The 26,923-nt window shown below is 68.6% G+C and carries 22 protein-coding genes; 13 read left to right on the top strand and 9 right to left on the bottom strand.

Features of this window, described 5'->3' with window-relative positions:
- Positions 1-37: 37 nt before the first annotated feature.
- From AC3WOH_RS30195 to AC3WOH_RS30205, 3 genes are all read left to right on the top strand, one after another.
- Positions 38-1,324, top strand: coding sequence for a solute carrier family 23 protein (locus AC3WOH_RS30195; RefSeq protein WP_492232997.1), 1,287 nt, complete (start codon positions 38-40; stop codon positions 1,322-1,324).
- Positions 1,325-1,425: 101 nt separating this feature from the next.
- Entirely contained in the window at positions 1,426-3,072 is a 1,647-nt protein-coding gene (locus tag AC3WOH_RS30200) for an acyl-CoA synthetase (RefSeq protein ID WP_492232998.1), read from the top strand.
- A gap of 119 nt (positions 3,073-3,191) precedes the next feature.
- A complete protein-coding gene (locus tag AC3WOH_RS30205) occupies positions 3,192-3,938 on the top strand; it encodes an SDR family oxidoreductase (RefSeq protein ID WP_492232999.1) in 747 nt (248 codons plus the stop codon).
- Here AC3WOH_RS30205 and AC3WOH_RS30210 read toward each other — a convergent pair.
- Positions 3,889-4,815 carry a LysR family transcriptional regulator gene (locus AC3WOH_RS30210; protein ID WP_492233000.1) on the bottom strand — a complete coding sequence of 309 codons (927 nt, stop codon included), beginning with the start codon at positions 4,813-4,815 and terminating at the stop codon, positions 3,889-3,891. The two genes, AC3WOH_RS30205 and AC3WOH_RS30210, sit on opposite strands and share 50 nt — an antisense overlap.
- A gap of 41 nt (positions 4,816-4,856) precedes the next feature.
- Between AC3WOH_RS30210 and AC3WOH_RS30215 the strand changes: the two genes are divergently transcribed.
- Together AC3WOH_RS30215 and AC3WOH_RS30220 are read left to right on the top strand one after the other, a co-directional pair.
- Positions 4,857-6,749 (top strand): hypothetical protein, encoded by a 1,893-nt coding sequence (locus tag AC3WOH_RS30215; RefSeq protein ID WP_492233001.1) that lies wholly within the window; start codon positions 4,857-4,859, stop codon positions 6,747-6,749.
- Positions 6,698-7,240: a hypothetical protein gene (locus AC3WOH_RS30220; RefSeq protein ID WP_492233002.1), complete on the top strand. Its 543-nt coding sequence runs from the start codon at positions 6,698-6,700 to the stop codon at positions 7,238-7,240. The genes AC3WOH_RS30215 and AC3WOH_RS30220 overlap by 52 nt, the downstream gene beginning before the upstream one ends.
- A 22-nt stretch (positions 7,241-7,262) precedes the next feature.
- On the opposite strand, the gene AC3WOH_RS30225 is transcribed toward AC3WOH_RS30220, so the two are convergent.
- Complete coding sequence (locus AC3WOH_RS30225; protein WP_492233003.1) at positions 7,263-8,162, bottom strand: LysR substrate-binding domain-containing protein; 900 nt, start codon at positions 8,160-8,162, stop codon at positions 7,263-7,265.
- 74 nt (positions 8,163-8,236) lie between these two features.
- Between AC3WOH_RS30225 and AC3WOH_RS30230 the strand changes: the two genes are divergently transcribed.
- The gene (locus AC3WOH_RS30230) at positions 8,237-8,911 is read left to right on the top strand and encodes a pyridoxamine 5'-phosphate oxidase family protein (RefSeq protein ID WP_492233004.1); all 675 of its coding nucleotides are present in this window, start codon (positions 8,237-8,239) and stop codon (positions 8,909-8,911) included.
- A 37-nt stretch (positions 8,912-8,948) separates the two neighbouring features.
- Here the strand turns inward: AC3WOH_RS30230 and AC3WOH_RS30235 are convergent, their stop codons facing one another.
- A complete protein-coding gene (locus AC3WOH_RS30235) occupies positions 8,949-11,753 on the bottom strand; it encodes a di-heme oxidoredictase family protein (protein WP_492233005.1) in 2,805 nt (934 codons plus the stop codon).
- Positions 11,754-12,196: 443 nt separating this feature from the next.
- On the opposite strand from AC3WOH_RS30235, the gene AC3WOH_RS30240 reads away from it, so the two are divergent.
- A complete protein-coding gene (locus AC3WOH_RS30240; RefSeq protein ID WP_492233006.1) occupies positions 12,197-13,030 on the top strand; it encodes an aldo/keto reductase in 834 nt (277 codons plus the stop codon).
- A 7-nt stretch (positions 13,031-13,037) separates the two neighbouring features.
- Here AC3WOH_RS30240 and AC3WOH_RS30245 read toward each other — a convergent pair whose 3' ends face one another.
- Together AC3WOH_RS30245 and AC3WOH_RS30250 are read right to left on the bottom strand one after the other, a co-directional pair.
- Positions 13,038-13,715, bottom strand: a complete 678-nt coding sequence (locus AC3WOH_RS30245) for a transglutaminase-like domain-containing protein (protein WP_492233007.1) — start codon at positions 13,713-13,715, stop codon at positions 13,038-13,040.
- A 71-nt stretch (positions 13,716-13,786) separates the two neighbouring features.
- Positions 13,787-14,764: a LysR substrate-binding domain-containing protein gene (locus tag AC3WOH_RS30250; protein WP_492233009.1), complete on the bottom strand. Its 978-nt coding sequence runs from the start codon at positions 14,762-14,764 to the stop codon at positions 13,787-13,789.
- A gap of 160 nt (positions 14,765-14,924) precedes the next feature.
- On the opposite strand from AC3WOH_RS30250, the gene AC3WOH_RS30255 reads away from it, so the two are divergent.
- Positions 14,925-15,671 carry a sulfite exporter TauE/SafE family protein gene (locus tag AC3WOH_RS30255; protein ID WP_492233010.1) on the top strand — a complete coding sequence of 249 codons (747 nt, stop codon included), beginning with the start codon at positions 14,925-14,927 and terminating at the stop codon, positions 15,669-15,671.
- 123 nt (positions 15,672-15,794) lie between these two features.
- Entirely contained in the window at positions 15,795-16,232 is a 438-nt protein-coding gene (locus AC3WOH_RS30260; protein WP_492233011.1) for a cupin domain-containing protein, read from the top strand.
- 855 nt (positions 16,233-17,087) lie between these two features.
- Here AC3WOH_RS30260 and AC3WOH_RS30265 read toward each other — a convergent pair.
- The 4 genes from AC3WOH_RS30265 to AC3WOH_RS30280 all read right to left on the bottom strand — a co-directional run bounded on the left by AC3WOH_RS30265 (position 17,088) and on the right by AC3WOH_RS30280 (position 23,179).
- The gene (locus tag AC3WOH_RS30265; RefSeq protein ID WP_492233013.1) at positions 17,088-18,884 is read right to left on the bottom strand and encodes a gamma-glutamyltransferase family protein; all 1,797 of its coding nucleotides are present in this window, start codon (positions 18,882-18,884) and stop codon (positions 17,088-17,090) included.
- Between the two features lie 121 nt (positions 18,885-19,005).
- Positions 19,006-20,559, bottom strand: coding sequence for an alkaline phosphatase D family protein (locus AC3WOH_RS30270; protein ID WP_492233014.1), 1,554 nt, complete (start codon positions 20,557-20,559; stop codon positions 19,006-19,008).
- Between the two features lie 10 nt (positions 20,560-20,569).
- Positions 20,570-22,099 carry a GGDEF domain-containing protein gene (locus tag AC3WOH_RS30275; protein ID WP_492233015.1) on the bottom strand — a complete coding sequence of 510 codons (1,530 nt, stop codon included), beginning with the start codon at positions 22,097-22,099 and terminating at the stop codon, positions 20,570-20,572.
- Between the two features lie 105 nt (positions 22,100-22,204).
- A complete protein-coding gene (locus tag AC3WOH_RS30280; protein WP_492233016.1) occupies positions 22,205-23,179 on the bottom strand; it encodes an NADPH:quinone oxidoreductase family protein in 975 nt (324 codons plus the stop codon).
- A 128-nt stretch (positions 23,180-23,307) separates the two neighbouring features.
- Here AC3WOH_RS30280 and surE point away from each other — a divergent pair, with 128 nt between their 5' ends.
- Genes surE through AC3WOH_RS30300 form a run of 4 tightly spaced genes read left to right on the top strand, consistent with a single transcriptional unit; the run spans position 23,308 to position 26,834 of the window.
- Positions 23,308-24,078 (top strand): 5'/3'-nucleotidase SurE, encoded by a 771-nt coding sequence (gene surE, locus AC3WOH_RS30285; RefSeq protein ID WP_492233017.1) that lies wholly within the window; start codon positions 23,308-23,310, stop codon positions 24,076-24,078.
- Positions 24,078-24,893, top strand: a complete 816-nt coding sequence (locus AC3WOH_RS30290) for a protein-L-isoaspartate(D-aspartate) O-methyltransferase (protein ID WP_492233018.1) — start codon at positions 24,078-24,080, stop codon at positions 24,891-24,893. Before surE ends, AC3WOH_RS30290 begins: the two co-directional genes overlap by 1 nt.
- 13 nt (positions 24,894-24,906) lie before the next feature.
- A complete protein-coding gene (locus AC3WOH_RS30295; RefSeq protein WP_492233019.1) occupies positions 24,907-25,803 on the top strand; it encodes a peptidoglycan DD-metalloendopeptidase family protein in 897 nt (298 codons plus the stop codon).
- 8 nt (positions 25,804-25,811) lie between these two features.
- Positions 25,812-26,834, top strand: coding sequence for an RluA family pseudouridine synthase (locus tag AC3WOH_RS30300; protein WP_492233020.1), 1,023 nt, complete (start codon positions 25,812-25,814; stop codon positions 26,832-26,834).
- Positions 26,835-26,923: the final 89 nt, after the last annotated feature.

Below are 26,923 nucleotides of genomic sequence, written 5' to 3' on the forward strand. Positions count from 1 at the left end.
TAGCATTCGCGCCTCAAACCACAAGGAACAACACATCATGGGATTCATGAACTGGCGGGAAAAGAGTGCAGACGTGCTGCAGCAGGGGGGCGTGATTGCGCCGGATGAGCGGCTGCCCTGGCCGCAGACAGCGGCCATGGGTGTGCAACACGTGATCGCCATGTTCGGCGCCACAGTGCTGGCGCCCATCCTGATGGGGTTCGACCCCAACGTTGCCATCTTGATGAGCGGCGTGGGCACGCTGATCTTCTTCATCGTCACCGGTGGCAAGGTGCCCAGCTACCTGGGTTCGAGCTTCGCCTTCATCGGCGTGGTGCTTGCGGCCACGGGCCACGCGGGCAGCGGCCCCAACGCCAACATCGGCGTGGCGCTGGGCGGCATCATCGCGTGCGGCCTGCTCTACACGCTGATCGGTGTGCTGGTGCAGGCCATCGGCACGGGCTGGATCGAGCGCTTCATGCCGCCCGTGGTCACCGGTGCCGTGGTGGCCGTGATCGGCCTGAACCTGGCGGGCATCCCCATCAAGAACATGGCAGCCAGCAACTTCGACAGCTGGATGCAGCTCGTGACCTTCGTGAGCGTGGGCCTGGTGGCCGTGCTCACACGCGGCATGGTGCAGCGCCTGCTGATCCTGGTGGGTCTGATCGTGGCCAGCATCATCTACGCGGTGCTCACCAACGGCATGGGCCTGGGCAAGCCGATCGACCTCTCCATCCTGGCGAACGCCGCGTGGGTGGGCATGCCCAACTTTGCCGCACCCGTGTTCAGCGGCAACGCCATGCTGCTCATCGCCCCGGTGGCCATCATTCTGGTGGCCGAGAACCTGGGCCACATCAAGGCCGTGACGGCCATGACCGGCCGCGACCTGGACCGCTACATGGGCCGCGCGTTCATCGGCGATGGCGTGGCCACCATGGTGAGCGGCGGTGTGGGCGGCACGGGCGTGACCACCTATGCAGAGAACATTGGCGTGATGGCCGCCACCAAGATCTACTCCACAGCGGTGTTCCTGCTGGCGGGCGTGTTCGCGCTGGTGCTGGGCTTTTCTCCCAAGTTCGGCGCCCTGATCCAGACCATTCCGCTGCCGGTGATGGGCGGGGTGTCGATCGTGGTGTTCGGCCTGATCGCAGTGGCCGGCGCCAAGATCTGGGTGGACAACAAGGTGGACTTCTCGCAGAACAAGAACCTCATCGTGGCCGCCATCACGCTCATCCTGGGCACGGGCGACTTCACGCTCAAGTTCGGCCAGTTCGCGCTGGGCGGCATCGGCACGGCCACCTTCGGTGCCATCCTGCTGTACGCGCTGCTCAACCGCAAGGAGTGAGCCACCAGAAAGGACGGACGGCCCGCGGGTTGGCCCTGCATCCGGCGGCCCGGCCCTTTGGTCTAATGGCCTGATCGCCTGCCGCTGCAAGGAAACCCGCCATGCCCCACATGTTCGACCAGCACCTGGACCGCAACAGCGCCAACTTCGCGCCCCTGTCGCCCCTGTCCTTCATCGAGCGCACGGCCGAGGTCTACCCCGACCGCCTGGCCATCGTGCACGGCAGCCTGCGCCAGACCTGGGGCCAGACCTATGCGCGCTGCCGCCAACTGGCCAGCAGCCTGAACCGCGTCGGCATCGGCAAGAACGACACCGTGGCCACACTGCTGCCCAACACCCCGCCCATGGTGGAGGCGCATTTCGGCGTGCCCATGGCGGGCGCGGTGCTCAACGCCATCAACACCCGGTTGGACCCCGAGACCATCGCCTTCATGCTCGACCATGGCGAGGCGCGCGCCATCATCGTCGACCCCGAATTCACCGGCACCCTGGCCAAGGCCCTGGCATGGCGCAAGTCCCAGGCGCCGCTCTTGGTGCTCACCGTGCAGGATGCTGTGTACGGCCCGGCCGTCCAGGATCTGGGTGGCACGGACTACGACGCCTTCGTGGCCCAAGGCGATGCGCAGCACGCCTGGGAGCTGCCCGCCGACGAGTGGGACGCGATTGCCTTGAACTACACCAGCGGCACCACCGGCAACCCCAAGGGTGTGGTCTACCACCACCGGGGCGCGGCCACCAATGCCATCAGCAACGTGCTGGAGTGGGACATGCCCAAGCACGCCGTCTACCTCTGGACGCTGCCCATGTTCCATTGCAACGGCTGGTGCTTTCCGTGGACGGTGGCGGCGCGCGCAGGCGTCAACGTTTGCCTGCGCCGGGTGGAGGCGCAGGCCATCTTCGACGCCATGCGCGAGCAGGGCGTCACGCACTACTGCGGCGCGCCCATCGTGCACGGCATGCTGGTGAATGCGCCCGATGCGATGAAGGCCGGCGTGCCGGCGGGCATCCAGGCCATGGTGGCCGGCGCCGCGCCGCCGGCCTCGATGATCGAGGGCATGGAGAAAATGGGCTTCGATCTCACCCATGTCTATGGCCTCACCGAAGTCTATGGCCCCGCCACCGTGTGCGCGAAACACGGGGCCTGGGACGACCTGGACATTGGCGAGCGTGCCCGCCTCAACGCCCGCCAGGGCGTGCGCTACCACCTGGAGCGCGATGTGCGCGTGCTTGACCCCGAGACCATGCAGCCCGTGCCGCAGGACGGCGAGACCATGGGCGAGATCATGTTCAAGGGCAACATCGTGATGAAGGGCTACCTCAAGAACCCCCAGGCCACGGACGAGGCCTTTGCCGGTGGCTGGTTCCACAGCGGCGACCTGGCCGTGCAGTACCCCGACGGCTACATCAAGATCAAGGACCGCAGCAAGGACATCATCATCTCGGGCGGCGAGAACATCTCCTCCATCGAGGTGGAAGACGTGCTCTACCGCCACCCCGCCGTGCTCGCCGCCGCCGTGGTCGCACGGCCCGACCCCAAGTGGGGCGAGACGCCTTGCGCCTTCGTCGAGCTCAAGGCCGGGGCCACGCTCACGCCCGAGGACATCGTGGCCCATTGCAAGCAGCACCTGGCGGGCTTCAAGGTGCCGCGCGCCGTGGTGTTTGGCGAGTTGCCCAAGACCAGCACCGGCAAGATCCAGAAATTCGAACTGCGCAAGCAGGCCGGGTCTGCGAGTGCCATCGACGTCTGAGGGTTGCCGGGCGGGCATTCGGAAACTCCGATAGGACCATCGTTTCTTTCCGTTTTCCATCGGTGCCGGGACTGGGAACACTCCGGTGCTTCACTTTTGGAAAGCCAGACGGAAAGCACATGGAACAGACGAACCCCACCCCCCAATCGACCAAGATCCTCATCGTGGGCGGCGGCTCCGGCATGGGGCTTGCACTCGCCAAACGCTGCCTGGACGAAGGCGCCCAGGTGGTGATCGCCGGGCGCAGCCAGGACAAGCTCCAGCGTGCATGCGCACAACTGCAGCGGCCCGCATCGCAGTTGCAGGCGATCGCGGTCGATATCGCATGCGAAGAACAGGTGGCCGGGCTGTTCGAGCAGATCGGCCCGGTCGACCACATCGTCAGCACGGCCGCGGACATCGCCGGCGCCTACGAACTGCTCCCATCGCTGGACCTGAAGGCCGCGCAGCGCGTGGTGGACAGCAAGTTCTATGGCCCGTTGCTGCTCGCCAAGTATGGGGCACCCCGGCTGTCGGCGGGCGGCTCCATCACCTTCGTTTCCGGCATCGCCGCCTACCGGCCGGCCGCCCGCGGCTCGGTGGTCGCAGCCATCAACGCCGGGCTGGAAGGGCTGGTGCGTGCCCTCGCGGTGGAGCTGGCGCCGCTGCGGGTCAATGCGGTGTCCCCGGGCTGGGTCGACACCTCCATCTGGGCGGATGTGGCGGGCGAGCGCAAGGACGAGGTGCTGGCCGCCATGGCCCAGCGGCTGCCCGTGGGGCGCGTGGGCCAGCCGGACGACATTGCCGATGCCATCGGTTTCCTGCTGCACAACCGCTTCACGACCGGGACGGTGCTCCATGTGGAAGGAGGGCACCGCCTGGTGTGAGTGGCGTGCCGGCTGAACTGGCAGAACCGGCCAGTGCCAGGAAGGCCTGCAGCGCCTCGGGCTGCACACGGCGCCGCCGCCACAGGGCGACCAGCGACACCGTGGCCTGGGCCGGGCCCGGCCACGGCAGCTCCACCAGGGTGCCGGCGGCCAGTTCGTCGGCCACCGCGAGGCGCGGCAGCAGCGCCAAGCCGGCGCCGGCCGCCACCAGGCGGGTGATCGCGCGGATGCTGTCCACCTCGGCCGCCAGCTGCGGCCGGGCCAGGCCTGCGTCGGCAAAGCTCTGGTCGAGCAGGTGGCGGTAGATGCAACCCTTCTCGGTCGCCACGAAGTGCCTGGCGGCCTGCGCGCCCGGCGCGGCCACGAGCACCAGGGCCTCCGTGGACAGGGAGCGCTGTGCAAGGCGTGCATCGCGCTCGCCCTTGTCGAAGCACAGCGCAATGTCGATCGCGCCACTCTCCAGAAGCCGCAGCAGCTCGCCCGAGCCCGCCACCTTCAGCTGCACCGCGACACCCGGGTGGCTGGCCTGGAAGGTGGTCAGCCATTGCGGCACGCGGGCCGCGGCGATGGTCTCCAGTGCACCGATGGCCAGGCGCCTGGCCGGCTGGCCTGCCGCCATGTCCACGGCAAGCCGTGCCTCGTCCATCAGCGCCAGGATTTCTTCGGCGTACGGCCGCAAGACCTCGCCGGCCGGTGTCAGGTCCAGGCCCTTCTTGGCACGGATGAACAGGGGGGCGCCGAGCTCGCTCTCCAGGTGCTGGATCTGGTCGCTCACGCTGGATTGGGCGAGATGGACCGCGGTGGCCGCGCGCGTGATGTTGCGGCTGTGCGCGACGGCCAGGAAGGTCTTGAGAAGGCTGGGGCGAATGTTGTTCATGTCCACACCCTGGCAAGGGCGCGTCGGGTGGCTGCCGGGCCATGGAAACCGCGGGCATTCGTGCATTTTCTCTCATCCTCGCCGTGCAGTGCTGCAGGCCGGTGCTGCGGGTGCGCTGTAATCGACCGGTCCTTTGCCTGCATGGCAAGCCCGCGCTGCGCCTTGCTGAACCGACCCGGTCCTCCATGTCCCAACCTGTCGCCCTCATCGCCCGCATCCCGCTGACCGAAGCGGCCTTCAAGAAATTCCTGCGCAGCAAGGCCGCCGGCCTGCTGGCCGACTGCATTGCCGACGAGCTGATGCAGCCTTCCAACGCCTACCCGGTGTTCCGCTACCTCAAGCCGGAGCAGGCGCTGTTCGCGTTTTTCTATTTCAACCACGGCAACGCCGGGTTCCTGCGGGAATCCCGCGAATGGCAGGCCTTGCAGCAGCTGGCGGCGCATGCCACCGGGCCGGGTGGCTTCGTGCTGCACAGCCTGGACGCGCTGAATCTGTTCGACGACACCGTTGCCGCCTACCAGGTGGTGGACGGGCGCTGCATGGAAACACCGCTGGCGCAGGTCCAGGGGCTGGACCAGCCGGCATTCCTCAAGGAATGCAAGAAGCACTTCTATCGTGCCACCGAAGTCCACTTCGCGCTGCAGCTGCCCAAGGGCCGCATCGTGGACAAGTCCATTGCCAAGCGCAGCCTGGCGCGCGTCGAGGCGCAGCGCATCGAGCGCCTGGCCGACAGGCTGCACGAGGCGAGCTTCGTGCAGCCGATGCACCTCTTCGGCGACTACTTCTTCAACGGGCAGTGCGTCTACCACAAGGCCGGCGACATCACGCCGCTGCCCGAGATCGATGCCGCGAGTTTCCGCCCTGCCGCATGGGGCGGCACCGATGCGCGGCACGCCGTTGTCGCAAGGCAGGTCCTGCAGGTGGATGCTGCCAGCTTCCGGATGCTGCAAAAGGGAGAAACGGAGTTCTACAAGGACCAGGCGCAGGTGTTCTCCACCGACTTCCATGGCGAGGCGCAATGGCCCCGGCAACTGCGGCGCATGCCCCAGGCCGACGCGCCCAGCTTCAAGCTCAGGGGCGACTTCCTGGCCGAGGACACGCACCACTTCTACTTTCGCGGCAAGGTGGTGCCGCGTGCCGACATCGGCACCTGCCGGGTCGAGCCCGCTGGCTACTTCCATGACCTCAAGCTGCTTGTGGGCGAGCATGCCGTGTACCTGGGCGCGGACCGCCTGCCGCTCGATGCCGCGAGCTTCCGGCTGGAGAACGATCTGCCGGTGGAGGGCACAGGCATCGCATTCGTCAACGCCTATGTGGTCGGTGATGCCAGCGGGCGCTACCTGCTGGATCGCGAGCATTTGCCGACCGGACGATTCGGCGGCGTGCGACTCACGCCCGTGGCGGACCTGGCGGCTGCGCAGGTGCTGCTGGCGCAGCGGGGTCAGGTCTACCATGATCGCAATCAACCTGGGCAAGGACGCCCTTCGATGCCCCACCCGGCAAGCCCGGATGACCGGGTTGCCCTGGGCGCCTATGCAGACCTTTTTGCGCGTTGGGCCAGTGAGCACTTCGATGCTGAATATGCGCGCGATCGGCTGGATGCCGGTGGCTCGCTGTACCGCGATGTCAACAACTACTTTTATGCGCTGTTCCAGCTGGGCCGGCCGGCCGAGGTGATTGCTTTTTATCCGCGCATCCAGGCCACGGCCTGGTTCAATCCCCACCTCTTTCACCACACCGCCTGCAGCTACGCCGCCCTGGGCCGCGTGGAAGAAGCGCTGGAGGAGGTGCGCCGGGCCATGGTCTATCGCTTCCGCACCTCGACAAGCTCTGGCAGGACCCGGATCTGTCGGCGCTGCACCAGCACCCCGACTTCCAGGCCATGGCAGAGCAGGCACGGCAGGCCTCCACACCTCGGGTGTCGCCGCAACTGATCGATTCCATCCTGGAACTGCCGCCCATCGACGGGCAGCACGGCACCCGGTCGCTGGGGGGATTCCTGCGCCGGCTGGCGCTGGGCACTTCGTTCGCGCCAGGGGCCGAAGTGCAGGACCCGGTGTGCGACAACAAGCTGCGGCAGGTCTTCACACGCTACCTGAACCACCACCTCGTGGAGGGGACGGCCTCCAGGTCCTATGCCCGCAACGCACCCAACCAGGGCGATTTCTACCTGGCCTACCGCGATCACCCCTACCTGCATCCTCTCGCCCACTGGAAGCGCTTCGAGGGCACCTACGCAGCGGCACATTCCTATGCCAACACCGTGGATGCGAACGCCATGGTGGCCGCGGCCCGGTCGCTGCTGCCCACCCTGAAAGCCGCTGTGGCTGCTGCGCAGGCGGCGGGCGATGCCGAGGTGCTGGCCGACGTCGAACGCGAACGTGAATGCAACGGCTTCTTCCGCCATGTGATGGCGCAGGACTGACCTGCGCCGGCTGCCCAGGCACTCAGTCCAGGGGCGGCAGCTGCGCCTGCAGCCACTGCGCAAAGCACTGCGCCTCGGGCGCTGCGTCGGGCGCCAGGCCGTAGTAGTGGCGCGTGAGCGGCAGGCGCAGCGCAGGCAGGGGGCAGACCAGGCGGCCGGCGGCCAGGTCGTGGGACACCAGCGAAGCCGGGGCCAGCGCAAAGCCCAGGCCGTCGATGGCCGCCTGCAGCACGAAGTGCAGGTGGTCGAACTGCAACTGGCCTGCGGGCCGCAGGCGGGGTGCGCCCACCTGGCGCTTCCAGTGGTCCCAGTCGTCCGGGCGCGAGCGCGACCACAGCAGCACATGGGCTGCCAGGCCGCGCGGCTCTGCCACGGGGGCGGTGGCGAACAGGGCGGGCGTGCCCACGACCAATGCCTCGTCCTGCAGGAAGGGCTGGACCGCGATGGACGGGGGCCAGCCCGCGCTGCGGCCGCGGCGGATCGCCACGTCGAAGGGCTCGCTGGCCTGGTCGGGCGAGACCGTGCTGGTGACCACCCGGGGGGCGATGCCGGGGAACTGCGCCACGAAGTCCGGCAGGCGGGGAATCACCCAGCGCACGGCGAACGAGGGCCGCACATTGATGCTCACCGTGCGTGCCGGGGCGTTTTCTTCTTCCGCCATCAGCGCCCGTGCCGCGGCGCCGATCTGTTCCAGCGCTGGGGCCACCTCGGCAAAGAAGCGCTGCCCCTCGGGCGTGAGCGAGACCTGCCGTACGCGCCGCTCGAACAAGACCACTCCAAGGAATTCCTCCAGCGCCTTGACCTTCCGGCTGATGGCACCGTGCGTCACGAACAGCTCGGCCGCTGCCTGCGTGAAGCTCTGGTGGCGTGCCGCAGCCGCAAAGGCGCGCACGGCATTGAGCGGGGGCAGGCGGGCGGTCATGCGTGTGATTTTCTCACGCATGGCAGGCCGTAAACTCGTTTGTCGTTGGCGGTGCGGCGCTGCAACATGGCGGCATGCCCACCGCACTTCCCATCCCTTCTTCGGAGCCCGCCTTGACCGCTGCCACTGTCGCCGAGACCGCCCACTCCATCGAAAGCATCGCCCAGCTCGAAGCCCTGTTCGGTACGCCAGGCGAGGCCTCGCTGTCCAAGGAGGTGCCGTACGTGCAGCCCTCTTACCGCGCCATGATCGAGGCATCGCCCTTCGCCGTGCTGGCCACCTCGGGCCCGGGCGGGCTCGATGCGTCGCCGCGCGGCGATGCGCCGGGCTTTGTGCAGGTGCTGGACGAGCGCACCCTGCTGCTGCCCGAGCGGCGCGGCAACAACCGCGTGGACAGCCTGCGCAACATCGTGGCCGACCCGCGCGTGGCGCTCCTGTTCCTGATCCCCGGCGTGGGCGAGACGCTGCGGGTCAATGGCCGCGCAAGCGTCACCACGGCGCCGGAGCTGATGGAGCGTTTCGTGGTCAGCGGCCAGCCGCCCAAGTGCGTGGTACGCATTGCGGTGGAGTCGGTGTACTTCCAGTGCGCGCGCGCCATCCTGCGCTCGCGGCTGTGGGAGCCGGTGGACCCTGAGGCGCAGCGGCCCGTGCCCACACCGGGCGCCATTCTCTCGGCCATCAGCCAGAGCTTCGACGGCGTGGCCTATGACCAGGCGCTGCCAGAGCGGCAGCGCACCACCCTGTATTGAGTGCGAGGAGGAGCGGGCAGGGGGCCCGCTCCCGGGATCACAGCGAACGCAGAAAGGCCAGCAGCGCTTCGCGGTCTGCCGTGGGCAGGGCCTCGAAGCGGCGGCGTGCCGCATCGGCCTCGCCGCCGTGCCAGAGCACGGCCTCGGTCAGCGAGCGCGCGCGGCCATCGTGCAGGTAGCCCACCTTGGCGGCCTGGCCTGCGCCCATCACCTTCTCGGTGTAGCCGATGCCCCACAGCGGTGCGGTGCGCCACAGCGCGCCCGTGGCCTGGCCCTGGGCGAAGTTGTCGGCCAGCTCGGCGCCCATGTCGTGCAGCAGCAGGTCGGAGTAGGGCTTGATGGTCTGGTTGCGCAGTTCGGCGAACAGGTGGCCCGAGCCGGTTTTCATCTCGGCCGTGTGGCAGGCCACGCAGCGCAGGCTGTCGAACAGCCTGGCGCCCAGGGCGACCTGTTGCGGGTTCACGCGGTGCTCATCGAGCGGTGCCACGCCGCGGGGGAAGCCGCTCTCCAGGCTGCGCTGGGCGGGCACGGCGACCAGGGCCAGGTAGTTGGAGATCGAGGCCAGGTCGGCCTCGCTGATGCCTGCCTTGCGCACGCCATTGGCGCAAGCGGTCGGGCCATAGTTGCAGTCGCGCGAGGGGTAGACGGTGGAGGTGACCGACATGTCCTGCAGCAGCGCCGTGGACGCCTGCTGGCGCAGCGTGGCCTTGGAGGCCTTCCAGCCGAAGCGGCCCAGGCGCACGGCGCCGCTCTCGGGGTCGTACACGTAGTTGGGCACGCCCTTGACGCCATCGGCATCGGGCACGCTGCGGGCGCGGGCCAGAATGTCGGCCTCGGGCACCGCTTCGAGCAGTCCCATGCCGATCATGGGCGGTGCGGCGCGCAGCGAATGCACGGCCGGCACCGGGCCGTCGAAGCCGAGCACGGGCTTGCGCAGCTCCACCGTGGTGCCGTCGGCCAGGCGCACATTGCGCGTCTCGAACTTGGCCACGCGCACGCTGTTGCCCCAGTCCTGCGCCTCGCCGGTGGCGGCGCGGGCGTTCATCTGCAGCACGCTGCCGTAGCGTGGGTGCGGCTGTTGCTGGCCACCATCGCCCAGGCTGGCGGTCTGCAGCGACATGCTGTCCAGGCGCTGGTTGATCTGCATGGGGGCCGGGCTGCGGCCGTTGTTGATGTGGCAGGCCACGCAGGCCGACTGGTTGAAGTGCGTGCCCTGCAGCTTGGCGGCGGGCAGATAGGGGTCGTTGCCTGCCTCACTGTGGGCACCGGTGTCGAAGCTGGTGTGAATCAGCCGGCGCCCCTCGACGAAGCGCTGCATGTTCTGCATGCCCACGTTGTTGAACGGCTGCTGGAACATCGAGGCGCCGTTGTCCGAGTAGTTGTACGAGACCGAGCCCGTGCCACCCGACAGCGTGGCCACGGGCAAGGGGGCCGAGTTCAGGCGCGGCTGCACGCCGTACCAGGGCACCAGGCCTGTGCCCATGACGTAGAGCCACTCGGCCGAGTAGTAGCGGATGCCGCCGTTGTCGCCCTTGGCGGCCATGGACTCGCGGGTGCTGAACATGGCGGGAGAAACTTCGATGGCATCGCCCACCACGAGGGCGCGCGAGGGCACGTTGGTGCCATTGGGCAGGCCGTCGGCACCCAGGCCGCCGTGGCCCGGGTACTCCTTGATGCGCAGCGTGCAGGGGCCGTTGATGCCATCGGGGCTGGCCAGGCGGCCGTTGGCCGGGTAGGGCGTGGGCGCACAGACCTTGACGTTGCGGTCCACCAGCTCGCCCGGGTTCATCCAGCCGTAGCCCGTGACGCCGGGGCGGTCGAAAGCGCGGAAGAAGGCCGTGTCGCCCGGCAGGAAGTCCACCGTGGTGTAGCGGTTGACCACCAGCATGGGCTTGGTGACGCCGGCCACGCGGCTGTTGTCGATGATCTCCATGCCCCAGGTGCGGTTCTGGAAGTACTGGGTCACGAAGGTCAGGTGGGCGCCGGGGCCCTTGTCCACCGGGGCACCTGTGACCGGGTCCACCGTGTCATTGGGGCCGAAGCCGATCTCGTTCCACTCCTCGCCGCGCTCGCGGCCATGGCGGCCCAGGGCGCGCGCGCCGAAGCGCGTCACCAGCGTGCCGTCGGCGAGGCGGAACTGGGTCATTTCGGCGGGTTCCGCGGCGGCGGGCAGGGGCGCCAGGCCCTGGCCATTGGCGGGGTAACGCCAGGCCGAGGTGCTGCCCACGCCCTGTGTGTTGTCGGTGCCCGGGGTCTTGAACTCGACCTCGAACAGCGAGTAGCCGTAGCCGCCGGCCCGCGCCACGCCCTGCAGGCGCAGGTAGCGTGCGCTCATGCCCAGGTTCAGGAATTCCTCGGTGCCGCCCTTGCCGTTGGTGACGTAGCGGATCTGCGTCCAGGTCTCGCCGTCCTGCGAGACCTGCAGCGCGTATTCCTTGCCGTAAGAGCGCTCCCAGACCAGCTTCATGTAGCCCACATCGACCTTGGCGCCGAAGTCGAACTGGATCCAGGCATCGTCGACGAAGGTGCTGCCCCAGCGGCTGTTCGGGTTGCCATCGATGGCGGCGCTGGCCGACATGCCGGGGTTTTCCACGGCGGAGGAGGTGGCCTTCACCGGCTTGATGGCCACGCCCGGCTGGGTGGGCGCCGCGGCAGCCACCTCGTAGGCGGACTTGTGCTGGACGTACACCACTTCGGACGAGGACTGCGAAGCCCCCTGGCCGCTGCCGTTGCTGTCCGAACTGCTGCCTCCGCCGCCGCAGGCGACCAGGCCCAGTGCCAATGCGCTCAAGGCGCCCCATCGCGCACCGCGGTGCGCGCCCTTTTTCATCGTGTGCTGCATGCTGTTCCCACCCCGCATCCGTGTGCGTTTGTTGTGGGCAAATCATAGGCATGCAGGCCATTGCGCCGCCTGTCGCAGTTGCGTGGGCGCCTCAGTTAATTTGCATTAATTAATTGCCAAACGTGTGCAAACGTATCGGGCAAGAGCGCATTGACGGGCCACCTCCATCGGGGCGTGGCTTGGCCTATGGATTCTCCCTGTTTTGGGGCAGTTGCATATGGATGCACTTTGATGGGCGCCGCGGAAATATTTAGTTTGGTGGCCCATCGAGTTGATGGCAGGTGGCCGCATGCAGTCTCTTCGTTCAAGCCGGTGCAGTTTCAAGAGATGGGCTGGCGCTGTTGGGCGGGCATGAGCAGCCAATTGGCATGCGTGCGAAGATGCCTGGCAAGCCGCATGCAGCGGATCGAACCTCTCCACCGCCAGACTCCAGGAACCCCGCAATGACCCAGTCGCATCCTTCCCTGCCGCTCAACGACGGCCGCTCCATCCCCCAACTCGGCCTGGGCGTCTGGCGCACCCCGGCCGATGCCACCGCGCAGGCGGTGCAGGCTGCGCTGGCCTCGGGCTACCGGCACATCGATACGGCGGCCATCTATGGCAACGAGGCCGGGGTGGGCGAGGGCCTGCGCGCCAGCGGCGTGGCGCGTGACCAGGTGTACATCACCACCAAGTTGTGGAATGCGGAGCAGGGCTTCGACAGCACGCTGCGCGCGTTCGATGCCAGCCTGAAGTTGCTGGGCCTCGACGTGCTCGACCTGTACCTGATCCACTGGCCTTGCCCCTCGCGCGAGCTGTACGTGGACACCTGGCGCGCCTTCATCCGGCTGCGCGAGGAAGGGCGCGTGCGTTCCATCGGGGTCTCGAATTTCGAGCCCGAGCACCTGGACCGCATCGTGCAGGAGACTGGCGTCAAGCCCGCGCTCAACCAGATCGAGCTGCACCCGCGCTTTCAACAGCATCGGCTGCGCGGCTACCACGCCACCCACGGCATCGCCACGCAGGCCTGGAGCCCGCTGGGCCAGGGCCAGTTGCTGGAGGATGCGGGCATCCAGGCCATTGCCAGCAAGCACGGCAAGACCGCCGCCCAGGTGGTCGTGCGCTGGCACATCGAGATGGGGCATGTGGTGATTCCGAAGTCGGTGAATGCGGGGCGCATTGCCGAGAACGCGGGCGTGTTCGACTTCGTGCTGGATGCGCAGGACATGGCGGCCATCGCCAGGCTGGACCAGGCCGAGGGGCGCATCGGGCCCAACCCGCTGACCGCGGCGTTCTGAACCTGCGCTATTGCAGGACGGGGGGATCGCGCTCCCTCGCGGAGGTGGCCGAGCGCAGTTTGCGCTCATAGCCATCCATCTCCTTGAATGCAACGATCTCGCGCCCGCGGTACTTCGCATACTCGGCCATGAAGGCCTGCGTGTCGGCGTAGGGGCCGGCGACATGGCCGGGCCGCTTGGAGTCGGCAAAGAACCAGGTGTGGCCATCGCGCTGGAACGAGGCCACCCAGTGGCGGCGCAGGGTGTTGCCACGGATGGCGACCGGGTTGAATTCGATCATCACGTAGGCTGGGCGCGAGGCCGGGTCCACGGCGCGCAGCGTCTCCACGGCGAAGCGCGCCAGGTCCACGCACACGCCCCGCGGCTCGGCAAAGAACGCCGCCGGCTCGTGGATGGGCATGCGGCCGGTGCGGCTGCGCTGGGTTTCGGACAGCAGCAGGGCGCGCTGCAGGTCGTAATCGAAGCGCGCACCGATCCAGGCATTGATCTCGGCCGCGCCCCTCCAGCGTTGCAGGGCTTCGGCGTACGAGGCCGGTGCATCGGCCAGAGCCGTGGTGGCATGGCCCGGCTCCGGCGCATCCGAGGCCGGGTCGGCGGTGGGGGCGGCATCCGCCAGCGGTGGTCGCGCAGTGCAGCCTGCCGCCAGGCTGCTGGCGGCGGCAATGACAAGCATTCTTCGTTGCATGGCAGGTGTTTCCCGGTTCCTGGGCCGTATGGAGTGGCGTGGCGCGCCGAAGGTTCCGCGGGCGGTGGAACTCATGCCGCCTCTGCTGCGAACCCCGCGGCTGCGTCGCGCAGGGCCTGCGCCAGCAGCGCCACCTCGGCGTACTGCGCCCCTTCGGAGCGCTGGAACAGGGTGATGGGCGGCAGCGTCCAGCCAAAGCGGTGCGGCACGATGGCCACGCCGGCAATGCGCACCAGTTCCTGTGCGATGTCGGCCGGCACGATGGACACGGCGCGCTCGCTGGCCGCGATCAGCTCGCCGATGATCTTGGACGACAGGCTTTCCACATAGGCCTGCGGCGGGGCCACGCCCGCGCGCAGAAAAAAGTCGGTGATCTGCTCGCGCATGGGCGTCTGGCGGGCTCCCAGCACCCAGTCGAGTTCGGCCAGCTCGGGCCAGGACAGCGGGCGCCGCGCCAGCCGTGCCGAGAGCCGGCGGTGGGCGATGAGCCGGGGCTCCTGGTGGTAGAGCACTTCGTGCACCAGCCCCTGCATGTCGAGCACGGCCGAGGCGCGGCCGACCACGCAATCGAGCTCGTGCGCACGCAGGCGTTGCAGCAGGTGGTCGCTGGTGCCCTCGTGGATGCTGACCGTGGCGCGCAGCCCGCGTGGCCGGGTCTGGCCGATGGCGGCAGCCAGCAGGCGGCCGGGCACGAAGGGGATCACGCCGATCTGCAGGTGCGCGGCGCGGCCCACGCTGGCGGCTTCCACATCGAGTGCCCAGTGGCTGAGGTCCTGCAGCATGGTGCGTGCACGCGCGAGCGCCAGGTGGCCCAGGGCCGTGGGCACCATGCCGCGCGGCTGGCGCTCGAACAGCGGCGCACCGAATATCGACTCGACCTCGGCCAGCGCATGCGTGATGGCCGGCTGGCTGGTGGCCATGTGGTGCGCCACGCGGGTGAGCGTGCCGTGGGCCTCGATCTGCTGCAGCAGCACCAGATGGCGCATTTTCAGGCGCGAGGCCAGGCGGGCCTGCATCGCCTGCGCGGCGTCGATGTCGTGGGGTGGCATGGGGGTCTCGAAAGGCTATGCAAAAAATCGCATGGATGAATAGTAATTGCTGATGGTTTGCTTATATGAGACGGCCACAATCGATTCCTGCATGCGGGCGCCGTACGGGGCGGATGCCAGGCAGCAGCAACCACAACAGCAACAACAGCAGGGGCAGGCAATGGATTCGTCGGTGTTCGTGATCGTGGCGCTGGGTGCGGCGGCGGCAGGCTTTGTGCAGGGCCTGTCGGGCTTTGGCTTCGGCCTGACGGCCATGTCGCTCTGGGCCTGGACGCTGGAGCCGCGCCTGGCCGCGGTGCTGGTGGTCGCGGGCTCGCTCACGGGCCAGGTGCTCGCGGCGTTCTCGGTGCGCCGGGGCTTCGACAAGGTACGGCTGCTGCCCTTCGTGCTGGGCGGCCTCGCCGGCATTCCCATCGGCGTGGCGCTGCTGCCGCGGCTGGACATGGAGGCCTTCAAGCTCGTGCTCGGTACGCTGCTCGTGCTGTGGTGCCCGGCCATGCTGCTGGCCAAACAGCTGCCGCGCCTCACGCGCGGCGGCCGGCTGGCCGATGCGGTGGTGGGCATGGCGGGCGGGGTGATGGGCGGCATCGGCGGCTTCACCGGCGTGCTGCCCACGCTGTGGTGCACGCTGCGCGGCTGGGACAAGGACGCCCAGCGCGCCGTGATCCAGAACTTCAACCTGGCCATGCTGCTCGTGACCATGGCGGCGTACCTGGCCACGGGCATGGTCACCGCGCCCATGCTGCCCTACCTGGCCGTGGCGCTGCCGGTCATGCTGGTGCCTGTGCTGCTGGGTGCGCGGCTGTACCATGGCATCAGCGAGGCGCGCTTTCGCCAGATCGTGCTGGGCATGCTCACGCTGTCGGGCGTGGCGATGCTGGCCTCGGCGCTGCCGAAAGTGCTGTGATGAGCAAGAGGGCGGACGGGCTGCCTTCAGATTCCTGACGGCCTGCACGCACACGCGGCACAAGGCCCTAATATCTCCAGCGGCATGCAACAGGCATGGCCGTGACAACAACACTGGAGACTTATGAAGAACGCAATCTTTGCATCGGCTGCAGCAGCAGGCGCAGCCCTGGTCCTTTCCCTTGCAGCCACGCCCGCCCTGGCCGATGTGTTCACCAAGGAAGAACTCATCAAGGTCAACAAGGAGGCCGCTGGGGGCGGCAAGGGCACCCTGATCGGTGAATACGCCTTCACGCGCGACAAGGCCCTGAAGGACCAGGCCATCAAGGAAATCAGCTGGCTGACCTTGAAGCCCGGCGATTCCATCGGCTACCACAAGCACACGACCAATGAAGATACCTACATCATCATTTCGGGGCGCGGCACCTTCAAGGACAAGGATGGGAAGGACGTGCCGGTGAAGGCTGGGGACGTGACCATTGTGCGCAAGAACGAGTCGCACGGGCTGACGAACACGGGTACGGAGCCGCTGGTTTTTGTGGATGTGATTGCGGAGCAGTAATTTCCCTGCATGCGTGTGCGGTCTGTTTTGAACTGCATGCTTTAGTTGAGGGCGGGATCCGGTATGTGCTGCGCCCGGCGTGGCTGTTTTGACAGCATGCCTCTGCTGAGGGCGGGAGCCGGGTCTCGGCCCGGCGGCCGAGGTACTTGTTCTTTGCTTCGCCAAAGAAAAGTACCCAAAAGAAAGGCGACCCCGCTGCCCGTGTCCCCCTCGCCCGGGGGCGAGGGGGCAGCCTGCGATGCTCGGTCCTGGGGTGTGCCGCAGAACTCGCTGCGTTCTTCGAACTCCGCTCAGACAGCTGCGGCAAGCATGACAACGATGCGCGTGTCCTTCGGCACGCGCTCACCCCAGGCCCTGCGCTTCTCGGCACGGTCAGAAGGGGGTGGATACCGACACGGGCCATTGCTTCGCTCGGCCCGATCTGCCTCGCTGCGCTTGGCCTGGGCAGGGCGGTTGTGCCGCGTGTCGGCAGCGCGCAGCGCGAACCGACACCCGGCGCAGCTGCGAAAGCAGCAGCCGCCTTTGACCCCGCTCCCACCCCATCTGGCTGCGCCGAGAAGCGCAGGAGCTGGGGTGGGTGCATGTGCCGAAGGACACATGCACTTCGTGGTCTGGCTTGCCGATGCTGTTTGAGCGGAGTTCGAAGAACGCAGCGAGTTCATCGGCACCACCCCAGGACCGAGCATCGCAGGTTGCCCGCAGCGAAGCGAAGGGACGCAGACTGCGGGGCGCTGTTTCTTTGCCTACTTTCTTTTTGCGCAAAAAGAAAGTAGGTGCGCCGCCGGGCGCACATCCCGGCCCCCGCCCTTCATCCAGGCAAATCGCGTGCTTCCAAAAAAGGACCAACGAACCAGATCAGTCCCCCATCACAACACCCTCACGCCTCGGATCCGCCCCCCCAAACCACATCTTCTTCCCATGCGCATTCCCGCGCGTGATGGCCTGCAAGCCGCTGGTCATGTTCATCTCCCGCACCTCCGCCCCGCGCGCGCGCAAGGTCTCCACCGTGAGCGGGGGGAAACGCTTTTCCTCCAGCAGCGAGGGTCCGTTCATCGAACCGAAATTGGGCAGGTTGATCGCCTGCTGTGGCATCAAGCCCCAGTTGAACACGCCGTACAGCGTCTTGGCCGTGTAGTGGATGATGGCCGCACCCCCCGGGCTGCCGCCGCTCATCAGCAGCTCGCCCGTGGCCTTGTCGAACACCAGCGTGGGCGACATCGACGAGCGCGGGCGCTTGCCCGGCTGCACGCGGTTGGCAATCGGCTGGCCTTGGGCATCGGCCGGGGCGAAGCTGAAGTCGGTGAGCTCGTTGTTGAGCAAAAAGCCCTTGACCATCTGGCGCGCGCCGAACTGGTCTTCGATGGTGGTGGTCATGGCCACCGCATTGCCCGAGGCATCGACGATGCTGATGTGGCTGGTGCCGTACTCGGGCTGGTCGGGCATGGGGGCGTAGCTCGTGGCCACGGCGCCGGGCTTGCCGGGCTGGGCGAGCTTGAGGCTCTGCGTGCCGATGAGCTTGGCGCGCTCGGCCAGGTAGGCCGGGGCGATCAGGCTAGCCCAGCTGCCTGCAGGCGGCTGCACGAAGTCGGGGTCGGCCACGTACTGGGCGCGGTCGGCGAACGCCAGGCGCGCGGCATCGGTGTACAGGTGCAGCCAGTCGGCCGTGGGCAGGCCGTTTTCCAGCGGCATGGACGCTGCGTCGGTGTTCTTCAGGATGCCCAGGATCTGCGCGATGGCAATCGCGCCCGAGCTCGGCGGTGGAAAGCCGCACATGCGGTAATTCTTGCTGGCCACCTGGTAGTCGTGGCACAGGGCTTCGCGCTTTTTGGGCTGGTAGCCGGCCAGGTCGGCCATGCTGAGCTTGCCGGGGTTGGTGGGGTGCTTTTGCACCTTGTCCACGATGGCCTGGGCGATCTCGCCTTCGTGCAGGGCCTTGCTGCCCTCGGCGGCGATGCGGCGCAGCACGGCACCCAGTTCGGGGTTGCGCAGGTTGAAGCCTACGTCGCGCGCATCGCCATCGGGCTTGTAGAAGTAGGCTGCCGCCACCGGGTCCTTCTTGAGGTGGGCGTCGGCCGCCGCCAGGGTGTTCAGGCGTGCGCTGACCTTGAAGCCGCCCTCGGCCAGGGTGATGGCCGGCTGGAACAGCGTGGCCCAGGGCAGCTTGCCGTGCTCCTTGTGCGCCATCTCGAGCATGCGCACCGTGCCGGGCACGCCGACCGAGCGGCCGCCCACGACCCCGTCATGGAAAGGCACGGGCTTGCCGTCCGGGCCGAGGAACAGCTTTTCGTCGGCGGCTGCAGGGGCCGTCTCGCGGCCGTCATAGGCCTCCACCTTGGTGCCGGCGCTGTGCAGCAGGAAGGCGCCGCCACCGATGCCGCTCGATTGCGGCTCGACCAGCGTGAGCACCATCTGCACGGCAATCGCCGCATCCAGGGCCGAGCCGCCGGCCTTGAGAATCTGGTAGCCCGCATCGGTGGCCAGCGGGTTGGCGGCCGCCACGGCAAACCTCTCGGTGGCCCAGCCGGGCTTTTCGGTGTAGCCCGAGGAGCCCTCGGGCTGCGCGGGCACGGTGTACTCGAAGCGGGGGCTGCTGGCGCAGCCGGCCAGCAGGGCGGCCACGGCCAGCAAGGTCAGGGTGGGGGTCTTGCGCATCGCTCGTTCTCCAAGGGGCTGGAAGGAATACAGGCCATGGTAAGGCCCGCACCCTGCGGCGGGGCGCTTTATTTACAGGATGCTACAAGCCGTCGAAGGGGTATTGCGCGGGATGGGCCCATCAGGCCGCCACCGGCCCGGGGCGCCGGTCTTCGACCACGAAGCGCGCCAGCGTGCTGGCCCCGCTGTCCTCGCGCAGCGGGTCGTCCAGCACGCGCAGGGTGGTGGTCCAGCGCGCGGGGGTGATGTCGGCCAGGCCATAGCCGCGCTGCTCGCAGCGCGCCAGCAGCACATGGGGGCTGTGGCGCACGACCGCGTCGACCTTGTCCTGCGTGGTGCCCGAGCGCGAGCTGATCGAGGTGCCGCAGAACTCGCTGGCGACCACGGCGGACTCGGGCCGTGCCGCATCGGCCAGCACCCGGCACACATAGTTCTGGTGGATGTCGCCCCCCAGCAGCACCGTGTTGCGCGGCGCATGCTGGGCAACGGTCTGCAGCAGGCGCGCGCGGGCGCCCGGATAGCCGTCCCAGCTGTCGGTGGAGACCACGCCCGAGGGGTAGTGGCGCGGCGAGAACAGGGTCTGCTGCGCGACCACGCTCCAGCGCGTGCGCCCGTCGCGGGCATCGGCCGCCAGGCCGGCGTCCAGCCATTGCTCCTGGGCCATGCCCAGGAAGCTGCGCGCCGGTTCGGCCAGCTCGGCGCAGTCCTTGGGGCGCACGGCGCCTGCGCTGCTGGCCGCCGTGCGGCAGGCCTGCAGGCTGCGGTACTGGCGCGCGTCCAGCAGGTGCAGATGCGCCAGGCGGCCCCAGGCGAGGCGGCGGTAGACCTGCAGCGCCGAAAAGTCGCGCTGCACCAGGCTGGCAGCCCGCAGGGGCATGTTTTCGTAGAAGGCCTGCCAGGCCGCGCTGCGCTGGGCCAGAAAGCCGGCCGGGTCGCCCTTGCCGGCATCGCCGGCATAGTCGTTCTGCACCTCGTGGTCGTCCCAGGTCACCATCCAGGGGCAGGCGGCATGGGCGGCCTGCAGGGCCGGGTCGCTCTTGTGCAGGGCATAGCGGTCGCGGTAGTCGGCCAGCGTGGTGGCCAGGCGCAGGCTGTGCACGCGCGCCAGGCCCGAGCTGTCCTTGGGGCTGGCGTACTCGTAGATGTAGTCGCCGAGAAACAGCACCAGGTCGGGCTCATCCGCACGCACATGGCGCCAGGCCGCATAGTGGCCATGCTCCCAGCGCTGGCACGAGGCAAAGGCCAGGCGCAGGCGTTCAGGCAGGGCGTCGGCGGCGGGGGCCGTGCGTGTGTGGCCCGTGGCGCTGACTGCGTCGCCGTGCATGAAGCGGTAGTGGTACCAGCGGCCCGGCGCCAGGCCGGTGAGCTCCACATGCACGCTGTGGCCGAGCTCCGGCAGGGCCGTGGCCTGGCCGCGCTGCACGATGCGCCGAAAGCCCTCGTCGTCCGCCAGCTCCCAGTGCACGGTGAGGGGCTGGCGGGCGTGGCTGGCCTCGGGCAGCAGGCGCGTCCAGAGCACCACCCCATCGGCACCCGGGTCGCCGCTGGCCACGCCCAGGGCGAACGGGTTGCTCTGCTGGCGCTGCGGCTGGCTCCAGGCCCAGCGGGGCAGGGTGGTGGCGGCCGCGCCCTGGGCCGCCCGCAGCAGGAAGGCGCGGCGCTGCTGGGGATTCACCGGCGGGGGCTCATGCAGCCATCACCCGGTTCTTTCCGGAGCGCTTGGCGAGGTACATGCTCTGGTCGGCGCGCTTGATGGCGTCGAAGCTGGTCTCCGAGTCGTGCAACTGGGCCACGCCGGCGCTGAAGGTGATGAGGATCTTCTCGCTGCCCTGCAGGAAGAAGCGCGTGGTCAGCTCGCGCTGCAGGCGCGTCATGGCGGCCACGCCGGCGTCCACCGTGGTGTCGGGCAGCAGCAGCACGAACTCTTCGCCGCCGTAGCGGGCCAGCAGGTCCTGCGGGCGCATCACCTCGCGCGTGACCTGGGCCAGGTGCACCAGGGCCGCGTCGCCCACGCTGTGGCCCAGGCGGTCGTTGATGAGCTTGAAGTTGTCGATGTCCAGCAGCGCAAAGCACAGCGGCGCACCCATGCGCCGCGAGCGGGCGATCTCGCGCTCCATGGCCTCGTCCAGGCCCTTGCGGTTGAGGCTGCCGGTCAGCGGGTCGTGCCGCGCCTGGGCGCTGGCGCGGTCGAGCTCCTGCTGCAGCTTGGCGACCTCGGCGCGTTTGGCCTCGGTGCGTTCGCGCAGGTCCTGCAGTTCGGTGTGGGTGAGCTTGGTGTCGAGCGCCATGCTGCGCGTGGCGGTCATCGCCTCTTCCAGCACGGGCGCGATCTCCTGCAGGCTGCTGGCCTTGCCGATGAGGTCGGCGCAACGCTCCATGGTGCCCTGGTAGGTGGTGCTCGATGCGGTGATCTGCGCCAGGCGTTCGATGAAGGTGGCCAGCAGGTCCTTCATCTGCTCCTGCGCCTCCATGGAGCGTGCCTTGGCCTCGGTCTGCTTGAAGATCACGTCCTTCAGGCGCAGTTGCACGTCGTCAAGCCGGCGCAGCGTGAGCGGCGGGGTAGAGGCCGTCATCAGCGCCTCGGCCTGGCCCTGCAGCCAGCGGTCGTCGGCGCTGAGCACGGCGATGTTCTCGAACACCATGTGCAGCAGCTCCAGCAGGCTGGTGCGGATGGCTGCCTGGTCTTCCGTGGCGAACGACAGCCGGTAGGTGAAGTTGCCCAGCATCAGCATCAGTGTGGAGATCAGGGGCGTGGGCTCGCGCAGGAAGGTGGTGAGCTGCGCAGCCATGCCGTGCACGCGCTGGTCGTCCTCGCCCAGCGCGGGCAGGGTGTTGTCGATCAGGCGGGCCAGCAGTTCGGCCAGGTCTTCCGGGAGCGTGGCGGCCGGCGCGGTGGGCGGGAGCTCCACCGGCGAGGCGGCGGCCGGGCTCAGGCCCAGGTTGGCATAGCCCACGAGCACGCTTTGCAGGCCGCTCCAGTCCTTGTTGGCGATGGCCTTCTCGAACTGGCCAAGCAGGCGCTTCTGGGCCGGGGTCTGGCCGGGAATCAGCCGCAGGATGTGGGAGAGCTGGGACTCGGGGAACGGGGCGGCGCTGCGCACCCCCGCAATCTCATCGTAGATCGCCAGGTAGTTCTCGGGCGTCGGGGGGAGCCGGCGGGTCGAGAGCTGCTTGAGCGTTTCGCGTGCGATTTCGTAGGGTGGACGTTCGGCCATGGGCGGGCACCAGTGACGGGGACTGCGATGAACCGCGAGTTTGACACAGCACCGGCTTTCCCGTGACAGGCGCGGCGCCCCGCGTCTGTTTTTTGATGGCGCCCCTCAGTTGACCATGACTAGCTTGCCCATCACGCCACGCGAGCCCATGTGGGCGTAGGCGGCCGGCAGCTCGGCCATGGGCATGGTGCGGTCGATCACGGGCTTGATCCTGCCCTGGGCGTACCACTGGGCCAGTTCGCCCATCATGGCAGCATTGGCCTTGGGCTCGCGCTTGGCGAAATCGCCCCAGAACACGCCCACGATGGAGGCGCCCTTGAGCAGCGCCAGGTTGAACGGCAGGGCCGGGATGGGGCCCGAGGCAAAGCCCACCACCAGGTAGCGCCCGCGCCAGGCGATGGAGCGGAAGGCCGGTTCCGCGAGGTCGCCGCCCACGGGGTCGTAGATCACATCGGGGCCCTTGCCGTCGGTCAGCGCCTTGATGGCCTCGCGCAGATTCTCCTTGCCGTAGTTGATGGTGGCATCGGCCCCGATGGAGGTGCACAGCGCGCATTTCTCGTCGCTGGAGGCGGCTGCGATCACGCGCGCGCCCATGGCCTTGGCGATCTGGATGGCCGCCGTGCCCACGCCGCCGGCTGCGCCCAGCACCAGCACCGTCTCACCGGCCTTGAGCTGCGCGCGGTCCACCAGCGCGTGGTAGGAGGTGGCGTAGATCATGATGAAGGCGGCCGCGTCCACATGCGCAAAGCCGGGCGGCAGCGGCATGCACAGCGCCGCCGGCGCGATCGTATGGGTGCCGAAGCCCCCGGTGCCCGACAGGCAGGCCACGCTCTGCCCCACCTTCAGGTGGGTCACGCCTTCGCCCACGGCCTGCACCACCCCGGCGTACTCCGAACCGGGCACGAAGGGCAGCGGCGGCTTCATCTGGTACTTGTTCTGCACGATCAGCAGGTCGGGGAAGTTCAGGCTGGCGGCCTTGATCTCGATCAGCACCTCCCCCGCCTTGGGCGTGGGCGTGGGCAGTTCGGTCCAGGCCAGGGCCTCGACGCCGGTGGGGTTGGTGCAGAGCCAAGCGTGCATGGGAAAAGTCTCCAGTCAGTGATGCGCCGCATGATAGGCGCGCCTTTTGCATGGGTGATGTCCCCCGAGCGACCGGAAGGCCTGTCACCGACCGCGTCCTACAATCCGGGGCAAACCATCCCTGTTCCATGAAGATCCTGATATCCAACGACGACGGCTTCCAGGCCCCCGGCATCGTGGCGCTGCACGGCGCACTCAAGACCTTGCCCGGCGTGGAGGTGGAAGTGGTCGCGCCCGAGCACAACAACAGCGCCAAATCGAACGCGCTGACCCTGCATTCGCCCCTGTCCGTGCACCAGGCGGCCAACGGTTTTCGCTATGTGAACGGTACGCCGGCCGACTGCGTGCACATCGCGCTCACAGGGCTGCTGGGCTACCGGCCCGACCTGGTGGTCTCGGGCATCAACAATGGCGCCAACATGGGCGATGACACCATCTACTCAGGCACCGTGGGGGCCGCCATGGAGGGCTACCTGTTCGGCGTGCCGGCGATCGCGTTCTCGCAGGTCGACAAGGGCTGGGGCGAGATCGAGGCGGCGGCGGCCAAGGCGCGCGAGATCGTGGAGCAGATGCGCCAGCAGAACCTGGTGGGCGAGACCCCCTGGCTGCTCAACGTGAACATCCCCAACATGCCGCTGGCGGCGCTCAAGCCCATCCGGCTGTGCCGCCTGGGGCGCCGGCATGCGGCCGAGCGCGTGATCGTGCAGGAAAGCCCGCGCGGCGAGGCCATGTACTGGATCGGCAACGCGGGCGCGGCCAAGGACGATGCCGAGGGCACGGATTTCCACGCCACGGCGCAGGGGCATGTGGCCATCACCCCCCTCAAGGTGGACCTGACCGACCACGACAACCTGGGCTACTGGGCGCAGACCGCCTCGAAGCTCGCGGCGGGCATGTGATGCAGCGACGTCCGGGCTTTCCCGCCAGGCTTCCGGGGAGCGGGGCGCCCGCGCCGCGCCCCGCGGGGGCTGGCGCGGGCGGCACAGGGTCGAGCACCCCCCGGGGTGCGGGGGGCGGGGCCGGCCCCTGGGTGCCCGCGGCCACGGCCGTGGGCGTGGGGCTCGACTCGGCGGCCGTGCGCAACCGCATGGTGCAGAAACTCGCGGCCGGGGGCATCACCTCGCCCGCCGTGCTGCAGGCCATGGCGACGGTGGAGCGCCACCGCTTCGTGGACAGCGGCCTGGTCAACCAGGCCTATGAAGACACCAGCCTGCCCATCGGCCTGGGGCAGACGATTTCCAAGCCCAGCGTGGTGGCGCGCATGTGCGAGTTGCTGCTGTCCGCCGAGAGCGCCCGCACGGGCGGCGGCCTCGCCCGGGTGCTGGAGATCGGCACCGGCTGCGGCTACCAGGCCGCCGTGCTGGGCCAACTGGCGCGCGAGGTCTACACCATCGAGCGCCTGCGCGGGCTGCACGACAAGGCGCGCGACAATCTGCGCCCGTTTCGCCTGGCCAATGTGCACCTGATGCTGGGCGACGGCATGCTGGGCTATGCCAAGGGCGCGCCCTATGCGGCCATCATTGCCGCGGCCGGCGGTGAGGCCGTGCCGCAGGAGTGGTGCGACCAACTGGCGGTGGGCGGGCGGCTGGTGGCGCCCATGGCGCTCACCGGCGGCCAGCAGGTGCTGCTGGTGATTGACAAGACCCCACACGGGTTGAAACAAAGCGTGCTCGAGCCGGTTCACTTTGTCCCTCTAAAATCGGGGATTGCCTGAAGGGAAATTGCTTATGTTGGTATCGCGTGGTCTTGTTGCAGGGTTTACCGTGGCGTTGCTGTTGGTGGGCTGTGGAACCCGGATGACCAAGGCGCCTGTGGAAGACCGGGGCACGTACGCCAACAACACGCTGCCGCCCTCCGGCGCGCAGCCTGGCGTGGTGGCCGCGCCCGTCAAACCCCTGCCCGGTGCAGAGAATGCCGGCAAACCCGGTTACTACACCGTCAAGCCTGGCGATACCCTGATCCGCATCGGCCTGGAAAACGGCCAGGCCTGGAAGGACATCGCCCGCTGGAACAACCTGGAGAACGCCAACCTGATCGAGGTGGGCCAGGTGCTGCGCGTCATCGCTCCCGGCGCGACCCCGCCCCCCGTGATCGCGGCCGACACCGGCGTGGTCACGCGCCCGGTGACCTCCACGACCATCACACCGTCGACACCGACGGCCACCCCGCTGCCACCCGCCTCCGGCGCCAGCGGTGCCAAGCCGGCCACGCCCGCGCCCGCGGTGGCCGCAGCGCCAGCGCCGAGCGCGGGGGAGGACGAGCTGAACTTCATCTGGCCCGCCTCGGGTTCGCTGCTGGCCGGCTTTGACGAAGCCCGCAACAAGGGTTACGACATTTCCGGCAAGGCCGGCGATGCGGTGCTGGCGGCCGCGGACGGCCGCGTGGTCTATTCCGGTGCCGGCCTGCGCGGCTACGGCAACCTGGTGATCTTGAAGCACAACAACACCTTCCTCACGGCCTATGCGCACAACCAGACGCTGCTGGTCAAGGAAGACCAGTCCGTGCGCAAGGGCCAGAAGATCGCCGAGATGGGCAGCACCGATGCCGACCGTGTGAAGCTGCATTTCGAGATCCGCCGCAACGGCAAGCCGGTGGATCCCGCGCGCTACCTGTCGGCGCGTTGAGCGCCGTGGTGGCGCCTGCCCCAGCCTCCGGGCCCGGCCAGCCTGGCGGCCCCGACGAGGAATGGGCCGGGGAGGAGGCGGGTGCGCCCGACGAGGTCGAGGTGCGCCAGATGCAGGTGGGTGCGGCGCAGCATGCCGCCCGCCTGGACAAGGCGCTGGCCGACCTGGTGCCCGAGTTCTCGCGCAGCTACCTGCAGCAACTGCTGGCCCAGGGGCTGGTGCGGCTCAATGGCCAGCCGGCCACCAAGCCCTCGCTCAAGGTCAAGGCCGGGGACGGCCTGGTCCTGGAGATGCGCCCCACGCAGCAGAGCCAGGCCTTCCGGCCCGAGGCGATGGACATTGACGTGGTGTACGAGGACGAGCACCTGCTGGTGATCAACAAGCCAGCGGGCCTGGTGGTGCACCCGGCCCCCGGCAACTGGAGCGGCACCCTGCTCAACGGCCTGCTGGCGCGTGATGCCAAGGCGCTGCTGGTGCCGCGCGCAGGCATAGTGCACCGGCTGGACAAGGACACCAGCGGCCTGATGGTCGTGGCGCGCGAGCGCGCCACCATGGACGCCCTGGTGGCCATGATCGCTGCACGCACCGTGCGCCGCCAGTATGTGGCCCTGGCCCACAAGCCCTGGGCCGGCGCTGCCCAGCGCACGGTGGAGCGGCCCATCGGCCGCGACCCGCGCAACCGGCTGCGCATGGCTGTGGTGGACCTGGCCAGCCATGCGGGCAAGCCGGCGCGCACGGATTTCCGGCTGCTCGACGGGGCGGACGAGGGCTGCTGGGTGGAGTGCACGCTGCACACCGGCCGCACGCACCAGATCCGCGTGCACATGGCGTCCATCGGCCACCCGCTGGTGGCCGATGTGCTCTATGGCGGCACGCCGGTGGGGGCCTTGCAGCGCCAGGCGCTGCATGCTTTTCGCCTGGCGTTCGCGCACCCGGTCACGGGGCAGCCGCTGGAACTGCACGCGCCGGTGCCCCAGGACATGGTCGATGCACTGTCTTTCTGGGGCCTGCGCTACAATGGCGCACAGTGAAACCCAGGTATCTGTGTTTCCAGGCCTGACCGGCCCCGGGCGCGCGCACCGCGCCCCGAACCCGAAGACGGAATCCCGCCGGGCCCCCA

The sequence above is a fragment of the Acidovorax sp. FW305-C-20-28 genome (assembly GCF_058783375.1).